Source organism: Streptomyces sp. CA2R106 (assembly GCF_037034245.1).
Taxonomy (GTDB): Bacteria; Actinomycetota; Actinomycetes; order Streptomycetales; family Streptomycetaceae; genus Actinacidiphila.
This window is the reverse complement of sequence record NZ_JBAGKC010000106.1, coordinates 1-2,050: the sequence shown is the minus strand read 5'-3', so window position 1 is coordinate 2,050 and position 2,050 is coordinate 1. Positions and strand designations below refer to the sequence as shown.

Below are 2,050 nucleotides of genomic sequence, written 5' to 3'. Positions count from 1 at the left end.
CACCACCCGGCGGACCTGAGCACCCCGCGAGACGCCGTGCACGACGTTCCCCACCGGCTCGCCCGCCGCCAACGCCCGCAACCCAGCGGCCAGTTCGGCCCGGTCCGCCCCCACCACCACCGCACGGTGATCGAACAGCGACCGCGACAACAACGCCGCACCCACACCCACCGGCTCCAACTCCGCCGACTCCACCGCCGACAGCAGACGCTCCGCCTGACCCCGCACCGCAGCCGTCGTACGACCCGACACCACCCACGCCACCGGAGAGACCACACCCGTCTCCGGCCCCACCACCTCCGCCTCGACCGCCACCTCGACAGGAGCCGCCGGAGCTTCCAGGATCACGTGCGCGTTCGTCCCGGAGATGCCGAACGACGACACACCGGCACGCCGGGGCCGCCCGGTCTCCGGCCACGGCACGGCCTCGGTGAGAAGCCGCACCTGCCCGGCCGTCCAGTCGACGTGCGTGCTCGGCTCGTCCACGTGCAGGGTGCGGGGCAGCATGCCGTGCCGCATCGCCAGCACCATCTTGATCACACCCGCCACACCGGCCGCGGCCTGGGTGTGCCCGATGTTCGACTTCACCGCGCCGAGCCAGAGCGGCCGTTCCTCCGGCCGGTCCTGGCCGTAGGTGGCGAGCACCGCCTGCGCCTCGATCGGGTCGCCCAGGGACGTACCGGTGCCGTGCGCCTCGACGGCGTCCACGTCGGCCGGGGACAGGCCGCCCGCGGCCAGCGCCTGCCGGATCACCCGCTGCTGGGAGGGGCCGTTCGGAGCGGTCAGACCGTTCGACGCGCCGTCCTGGTTGACCGCGCTGGACCGTACGACCGCCAGCACGCGGTGGCCGTTGCGCTCCGCGTCCGACAGGCGTTCCACGACCAGCACGCCCACGCCCTCCGACCAGCCGGTGCCGTCGGCGGCGTCCGCGAACGCCTTGCAGCGGCCGTCCGACGCGACGCCGCCCTGCTGGGTGAAGCCGACGAAGGTGCTCGGGGTGGCCATCATGGTGACGCCGCCGACCAGCGCGAGCGAGCACTCCCCCGCGCGCAGCGCCTGGCCGGCCCAGTGCAGGGCGACGAGCGACGACGAGCAGGCGGTGTCCACCGTGACCGCCGGGCCTTCGAGGCCGAGGGTGTACGCGACCCGGCCGGACAGCACGCTCTGCGCGTTGCCGGTGAGCGCCTGCGGCTCGGCCTCGTCGAGGGCGTCGGCGATGACCTCGCTGTACCCGGACTGGTAGCTGCCGACGAAGACGCCGGTACGGCTGCCGGACAGCCGGTCGGGGGCGATGCCGGCGTGCTCCAGCGCCTCCCAGGACGTCTCCAGCAGCAGACGCTGCTGCGGGTCGGTGACCAGGGCCTCGCGCGGGGAGATGCCGAAGAAGCCCGCGTCGAAGTCGAGTGCCCCGTCGAGGAAGCCGCCCTCGCGGGTGGCCGAGGCGCCGGGCCCCGCCGGGTCGTACAGGGCCTCCAGGTCCCAGCCGCGGTCGGCGGGGAAGGGGGACATGCCGTCCTCGCCGTTGGCGATCAGCCGCCAGTAGCCGTCGAGGTCCCGCACACCGCCCGGGAAACGGCAGGCCATGCCGACGATGACGAGCGCGTCGTCGGCGACGGAGGCGAGCGGCGGCAGCGTGTCCGCCGTGCCGCGCGGGGCGTCGCCGAACTGCTCGGCGAGGTGACCCGCCAGCCGCCGCGCGTTCGGGTAGTCGAAGACGAGGGTGGCCGGGACGGCGAGGCCCGTCGCCGCCTGGACCCGGTTGCGCAGCTCGATCGCGCTGAGCGAGTCGAAGCCGAGGTCCCGGAACGCCTGTGTGGTGTCGATCTGCTCGCGCGACGCGTACCCGAGCACTGCGGCCACGTGGTCGGCGACCAGCGTCAGCAACTCCTCCTCGCGGTCGGCGCGGGTGCGGTGCGCCAAGCGGTGCGCGAGGTCGGCGGGTTCGGCGTGGTGGCTCCCGGCGGCGCGGCGGGCGGGCTGCCCGGCGAGGGTGCGCCACAGCGGGGGGAGGTCGTTGCGGGTGCGGAGGGCGCCGAGGTCCAGCCGGGTC

The 2,050-nt window shown here is 74.8% G+C and carries 1 protein-coding gene; it reads right to left on the bottom strand.

Annotated elements, in window-relative coordinates; translation table 11 throughout:
• Positions 1-2,050: type I polyketide synthase (locus tag WA788_RS35205; protein WP_335984503.1), on the bottom strand; the 2,050-nt coding region annotated here is incomplete at both ends.